Source organism: Hallella sp. (genome assembly GCF_037460745.1).
GTDB lineage: Bacteria > Bacteroidota > Bacteroidia > Bacteroidales > Bacteroidaceae > Prevotella > Prevotella faecis.
In genome coordinates, this window is record NZ_JAXVAE010000128.1 from 1 (window position 1) to 6,767 (window position 6,767).

The window sequence follows — 6,767 nt, forward strand, 5'->3', positions numbered from 1 at the left end:
TGCCAAAGGATGGATGCTGAGCGTAAAAAACGAACTCTTCCATACCAACGACAAGCGCATAGGCGTAAACCACTTTCTTGACCTTGCCATTGGCTACAAAGCTAAGCGTTGGGAGTTATCCGTCACAGCAAACAACCTTATTGACACCTCCGAGTTTGAACGAAGAACACTCGGCAACACCATTGAGTGGTATAGCATTACCCGTCTTCGTCCAAGGGAAGTGCTTGCGAAGTGGTGTCTGGATTTGTAAATTAGAAAACAGCCCATCAAGAGCATTCGAACACCAGCCCCGTGTTCGAAGCATCGCCATAGGCGTCCTCACCCATATAACGATATTCATTGCAAGCGCTCTCGACGGCAGCCATGATGCGCGCGTCGGCACTGTTCTCCCACATGCGGAACTCCACATCCTCCTCATAGCCACGAGCGAAGGCCTGAAGGCGATCGATATCGAAGCTTTCGGATTGGAAACCCACCAGCTCGCGCTCTGCATCGGCGGCATTACACTCCTGCTCCACATGAGCCGGAACCATCATGCAAGGCTTGCCCATATACAGGGCCTCACACACGCTCTCGAAGCCGGCCGTAGTGGCATACGCCTTGCAACCCGCCAAGAGTGTAAGAAACTTGGCATCGTCGAGGCGATGGAACGTCAGCGTATCGTCCACGGCAAGCTCGGTAGGCGCATCGGCCTTGTCCCAGAAGAAATGGAGATGGGTGGCAGGATGCTGCTCATGCCAGCGCTTCACCTCATCGGCAAAGCCGGCGTTGAGAATGTAACCCACAATGTAATTGCCATGATGGCGCACCACATGCTTCACCTCAGACCGCAACAGTGGTGGCACCACCTTCATTCCGGGAACAGGAATTTTGTCGTAGTTGCGAAGCGAAAGAGCCAACCTACTGGTGGCGCGCAAACAGGTGAAACGGGTAAACAACTTCAGCATAGCGCCAGACAACGTGTGGCGCTGCGGCATCTTGAACGAGGGGTGGAGAAACAGATACTGATGGCCCACACATACCTCGGGAATGCCGAAATGGAACATGGCATAGGCCAATCCGCACAACAACTCATAGAAGTTGACCACCAACTCAGCCCCGCTCTTCCTCACTTGGTTGCGGATATAGAGAATGCTTGACAGGTAAGTGGGTGTAAGGCTGATGTTATAGGCAATAGAGCGCAACAATCCACAACGGCGATTGTCTTTCGCCGGCAGGAAGTTGGGACTGTAGAACTGCTCCATTGGGCAGCCCGCTTGGTTGACAAAGAACGAGGGCAACTCCCTCATCTTGCTCTTGCCCACCAACATTTTCACTACTTCGTGACCTTCGCGCTCCATCATCTGCTTGAGCGCCAATGCTTGGGTGAGATGCCCCCTACCCTCGCCTTGAATAACAAATATTACCTTCATCTTACATCTTATAACGTCTTATGCCGCTGAGGCCGCGAAAGCTCCCCATCAGCATCTGGGCGCAAAGGTAATAACGTTATATTACAAAGAAGTAAGAGAAACATGACGATCGTATGAAAAAGGCATGCGACAACCATATTCTACCGAAAGGAAACGACCAGCAGTGCAAACAAAAACTTGTCCACCGCCAACAGCGATGGACAAGCCTATGAAAACCGCAGTTTAGTTGCGGACAAATCTTATTTTTTCTCTATGGGAAACGCCTTGAGCAGACGCTTATACTCCTTGCCCGTGATCTGGATGGTAGTACCATGACGCGGGGTGAACTTTCCCTTGGTCTGTGTGTCTTGCACAAAGGTAAAGGTCTTGAGGTTGTCGGTGCTCTTGGCAAACTGGTAGTGGCCGTTCATGTAGCAATCGTACATCAGGCACCAACCACCCTGAATAAGCGGGAACACGCCAGCGCCCTCCACAGCATTCTTGGTAACCTCGCAATAGCCCGGGTGCAAGGTCCATGTGTCAGGCTTGTGCAAGTTGGTAAAGGTGTATTGCCTGATGCCCTTATGACTTCCTCCCTCGGTTTTGAAAAAGAGGTGGAACAAGCCTTGCTCATCTTGAACGATATCGGTGTCGATGGCCGGCTGCTTATAGTCGAAAAGAACCTGTGGCTCGCCCTCAAGATCGGTGAAATCGGCGTTGGCATAGCAGTAATACACTCTGTCATAAGGAATGGAGCCATCATCGGTGAGCAATGAGAAATAAACCATGTACTTACCCACGCTCTTATCGTAGATGGTTTGGGGTGCCCACACGCGAGTGACGTGGGCGAAATGTGTACCCTTGTATTTCTCGGGGAAATGCACTGTGCGATGCGTCCAATGCACAAGATCCTTGGAATGAAGCAACACGATGCCACGGTTGCTTGACCATCCCAGGGAGCTACGCATGTCGGTCACAACCATGAAGTAGCTGCCATCCTCACCACGCAAGATGTGAGGGTCGCGAACGGCCTTGGTCAAGGCAATAGAGTCGCTGCCGATCACTGGATTGCCCCCGTTGAGCGGTGTGTAATTGAAACCGTCGTTACTCACGGCAAAATGGATCTGCTCCTCTTGCGGAGCATTGCCGATAAAGTAAGCAAAGAGGTAGTTTGTCATCTTGAGGCGCTTCTTAGCCTCCACCTGTGTGGCCACGCCAAACGTCACGACCAAGGCGATACTGAAGAGAATGATCTTTTTGCTCATATTTTTTTCCAATTAGTTTGCTTCATCATAGACGAACACATTCATTCGATTGCAAAAATACAAAAAAGATAGCGAATTATGCGTTTTCCCATTTACTTTAAGCCAATAAGCCTGTAAGATTTCAAAAATACACACAACGCAAGGTGCATGGTGCCATGTTTTCCTTCTCTATTGAAAGGCGTAGACTTTTGGGGTACGCACAATGCACCAACAATCCATGCAGGATGGGGCAAATACACAAATGCAGGCATAAAGATCAATTTAAACAACCTAAACAACTGTTTTTCAACGCAATTGTTTTATCTTTGCAATATTATTTCTTTCTCTAAGAGGGATGGTACAGGGCTATGAGAATGACCCCCGATATCAGAAAACACACGTTGCCTTAACTGAGTTGTGCAATGACAAATAAACCAAATGACTATACCTAAAAGCAAGACAAAATGACTCTAAAGACAAGAAAATTGATGATGGCCATGCTGGGGCTGGTGCCTACAATGGCTGTTGCTCAGCAAAAGCCCAACATTATCTACATCATGTGTGACGACATGGGATATGGCGATCTTGGATGCTATGGTCAGCAGTTGATTTCTACCCCTAACCTGGACAAGATGGCTACTGAGGGCATGCGTTTTACCGACGCCTATGCTGGCAGTCCGGTATCGGCTCCTTCACGCGCGTCGTTCATGACCGGGCAGCATGCCGGTCACGGATATGTGCGTGGCAACCGCGAATATTGGAATAAGGTTGGCATCGACCAAACGATGTTTAACGGTCGTGGCGACTATCCCGTTGTTGGACAGGAACCTTACCTGATGACCCACGATATCATACCCGAGCTGTTCAAAAAGGCTGGATACAACACCGGTATGTTTGGCAAATGGGCAGGCGGTTACTGGAACAGCAAATATCCAAACACGTATGCGGTAGACAGCTTGGGCAATACCGACACGAGCAAGTATACCACAACCTCGTCAATGTCGCTGCCCAACAAGCGCGGTGTGGACTGTTTCTATGGACCTATATGCCAGTTCCAGGCACACACATATTATCCCAACTTCCTTAACCGCTATGACCCTGAGGGCAAGGGCGACACTTGCGTGGTGGCAGAGACCATGGAGCAGAATATCCAACATGCCACGGTGTTCAGTGGCGACACCGATTTTGAGAACCGCGCTGAATACAGTGCCGACAAGATCCATCAGTATGCCATGAAGTGGATCGACAGGATGGCCGATAAGAAGGAACCGTTCCTGGGCATCTTCACCTACACGCTGCCGCATGCTGAGTTGTGGCAGCCCAACGACTCGATCCTGCAGAAGTACAATCAGGCTTTCCACTGCGATGAGAAGTCGCATGGCTGGGAAACGGGCAACTGGTACTACCAGAACAACAACTCGCACGCTCAGTTTGCTGCAATGATCACCCGCTTGGACGCCTACGTTGGCGAAATTCGCGAAAAATTGAAGGAGAGAGGGTTGGACGACAACACCTTGGTGATCTTCACCTCCGACAATGGACCTCACGAGGAGGGCGGCGCTGACCCGACATGGTTCAACCGCGACGGATTGCTGAAGGGCTTGAAGCGCTCCACACACGAGGGCGGCATACGCATACCTTACATAGCCTGCGGCCCAGGTGTGCCGAAAGGCGTGGTCAACAACCACCAGTTGGCGTTCTATGACGTTATGCCAACCCTGCTCGATTATATTGGTGAGCACGATGCTGCAAAAGCCCACTCACTGGAGGCAAGCACGGAAGCCGACCCATACGACGGCATTTCTTTCTACAACACACTGACCGGCAACGACAGTAAGCAGAAGAAGCACGACTTCCTCTATTGGGAATTTCATGAAACCAACATGATGGGACTCAGAATGGGTGACTGGAAGATGGTGGTGGACAAGGGCACCTGCCGTCTGTATGATTTGGCAACAGATATCCACGAGGATACGGATGTGGCCAGCAAGAATCCCGAGATTGTGGCCAAGATGAAGCAAATCATCAAGGAGCAGCATGTAGATAGCCCGCTGTTTAAAGTAACATTGCCTCGATAGTATGAAGAAATTATTATCCACCCTCACATTGTTGTTGGTATGCGTATTTGCGCAGGCCTTCGACGAGAGTAAGTATTATGTTATCAACCGTAACGGCAACTCATCGGCCTACATGTATGCCAATGGCAACAACATCATGGCCAGTTCACTCGACAAGACCAATGGCAGCTTTATCTGGCAACTGATTCCTACAGGCACTACTAACGGCTACTATCTGAAGAATGTGGGCAGCGGGATGTACGCACAGACGTGTAACATTGCGCTTAGCTCATTGGTGGAACTGGGCGCAAACCCTGTTGAATATATTGTGTCTACGGGCGCTGGGGCAACGACGTACTTCATGGCGTCGAACGACCAGGGCGCAATCAATTACAATGAGGACGCTACACTTGGCCTGAACTTTGGAGCCTCTGGCGTGTGTGCATTCTACATTAAGACTGGGCGTGGCAACAGTTACTGGACCATCACCGATACCAACTATTCGCCCACTCCACCGGAGCCCAGCGAGGGCGAGGACGAGGATGTGCAGCCCAATGTGCATGCTTACCGCATTCCATGCGGCACGTTCAGACCTGACACCAAACTCACGCAAATAGACATTACGGGCGAGGGTGTGTGGCACGAATTGCACTATGCTCCACTGACCAACAACAAGTTTATGATTCAAACCGGAGCGCACGCGTCGCTGATGCGTGGGGGCAAGGTGAAGATTACGGCCCAACTGAAAGGTGCCGAGGTTGCAGGACTGGTGGTGGCGGTGTGTGCCGACTTTGATGGCGATGGACGATTTGAGCAAACCGTAAAGCCTACGGTGGCAGGCACCATTGAGGCCGAGCTGACGGTACCTGCGGAGAGCAAGGCTTTCACTGGACGTATCCGAATCCGTGTGGACCAGGGCGGAAACTACAGCGCCAACGGCGATATTGCAGGCGTAATCTACGATATTCCTATTCAGATCGTAAATGCGCAAGCGCAACGCCTAATTGAGGTTGTTCCCAATTCCAAGGGACGTGGGCTGGTGAGCATCATTGGTTCCGACGCACACAGTACAATGAAGAATCTGGGCGACGAGGTGACCGTGAAGGCGCAGGCCGCAGAGGGATGGGTGTTCAAAGGCTGGCTTCTGGGCAACGACATCGTTTCCACCAATGAGCAATACTCATTCCAAGTGACGGCCGCTGTCCACCTGATAGCTATATTTGGCAAATACATAGAACCCGAAAAGCCCATTGTGTATGCGGAGCCTGCTGATGGCCTTAGGTTTCGCCTGCGCAACAAGGAACGCGACACATATTACATGGTGGAGGACGCATCGAACCATCTGGTGATCGCTGAGGACCGCTATGCGGAGGGCGGCACGTTTACGTTGGAGAAGGCTGACGCAAGTTCATATTACATCAAAACGGCAAGTGGAAGATATGTCTATCAGGCAAGTTCTGGTTCGCAAGCCAACAAGACCACTTCTGCCACCAAGGTGAAGTATACCATTACAGCAAGTGGCGAGCATCTCTACAACTTTGGGGCAACCGGCTCAACTGACGCCAACCGATTTCTGCATGCTGCTGCAGACCATCTCTACATCTGTGGATGGGCACAAAATGTGGAACGCTCACAATGGTATATGCAGAAAGACGATACAACAGTAGGCATCGTTTCTATTCAGGACGAACGATTAGCAGCCAAAGGAAAGGACAGCAAATTCATTGAGAACAATCAACTCATCATCCGAAAAGGAGGCCAAAAGTTTAATGCCCGTGGACAAAGAATGAAGTGATTCAAGCCAACAAACAACGGGTAAACACCCCCAAATAATGAAAATATAGGTTTCCGTTATGCCATCGGCAGAGTTATGCATCTTTAAGAATAACCAGGCTTAACGGAAATTTTTATGTCATGTGCGATTACATTCAATGTAATGGCATCATATTCATTGATAAGGCCTACACGCACCCTATGAATATCGTAAAATCGAAAAGGGCAAGCGGTATATAGAAAAAAATATTGCTGTCCGGTAAAACTTTTCAAACAAGACAAATTAGGGCTGACACTTCTCA

6 protein-coding genes are annotated in these 6,767 nt (G+C 50.1%); 3 read left to right on the top strand and 3 right to left on the bottom strand.

The genetic code is table 11. From position 1 onward, the window contains the following. Window positions 1-250 (top strand): hypothetical protein (locus WKK33_RS08845; RefSeq protein WP_337570805.1); only part of this gene is annotated, 250 nt, incomplete at its 5' end. Between the two features lie 16 nt (window positions 251-266). Here WKK33_RS08845 and WKK33_RS08850 read toward each other — a convergent pair. Then, window positions 267-1,412, bottom strand: coding sequence for a glycosyltransferase family protein (locus tag WKK33_RS08850; protein ID WP_337570807.1), 1,146 nt, complete (start codon window positions 1,410-1,412; stop codon window positions 267-269). 239 nt (window positions 1,413-1,651) lie between these two features. Further along, window positions 1,652-2,656: a glycoside hydrolase family 43 protein gene (locus WKK33_RS08855; protein ID WP_337570808.1), complete on the bottom strand. Its 1,005-nt coding sequence runs from the start codon at window positions 2,654-2,656 to the stop codon at window positions 1,652-1,654. 467 nt (window positions 2,657-3,123) lie between these two features. On the opposite strand from WKK33_RS08855, the gene WKK33_RS08860 reads away from it, so the two are divergent. Further along, window positions 3,124-4,713: a sulfatase-like hydrolase/transferase gene (locus WKK33_RS08860; protein ID WP_309438622.1), complete on the top strand. Its 1,590-nt coding sequence runs from the start codon at window positions 3,124-3,126 to the stop codon at window positions 4,711-4,713. A gap of 1 nt (window position 4,714) precedes the next feature. After that, on the top strand, window positions 4,715-6,487 hold the full coding sequence (locus tag WKK33_RS08865; protein ID WP_337933442.1) for a hypothetical protein: 1,773 nt from the start codon (window positions 4,715-4,717) through the stop codon (window positions 6,485-6,487). Between the two features lie 83 nt (window positions 6,488-6,570). On the opposite strand, the gene WKK33_RS08870 is transcribed toward WKK33_RS08865, so the two are convergent. Beyond that, window positions 6,571-6,767, bottom strand: a 197-nt coding sequence (locus WKK33_RS08870; RefSeq protein ID WP_337933444.1) for a hypothetical protein, incomplete at its 5' end; no start/stop codon positions are given.

Bases quoted from the DNA above. Each gene is read 5' to 3' on its own strand.
- WKK33_RS08860 (WP_309438622.1), top strand. From the start codon at position 3,124: ATGATGGCCATGCTGGGGCTGGTGCCTACAATGGCTGTTGCTCAGCAA.
- WKK33_RS08855 (WP_337570808.1), bottom strand. From the start codon at position 2,656: ATGAGCAAAAAGATCATTCTCTTCAGTATCGCCTTGGTCGTGACGTTT.
- WKK33_RS08850 (WP_337570807.1), bottom strand. From the start codon at position 1,412: ATGAAGGTAATATTTGTTATTCAAGGCGAGGGTAGGGGGCATCTCACC.
- WKK33_RS08865 (WP_337933442.1), top strand. From the start codon at position 4,715: ATGAAGAAATTATTATCCACCCTCACATTGTTGTTGGTATGCGTATTT.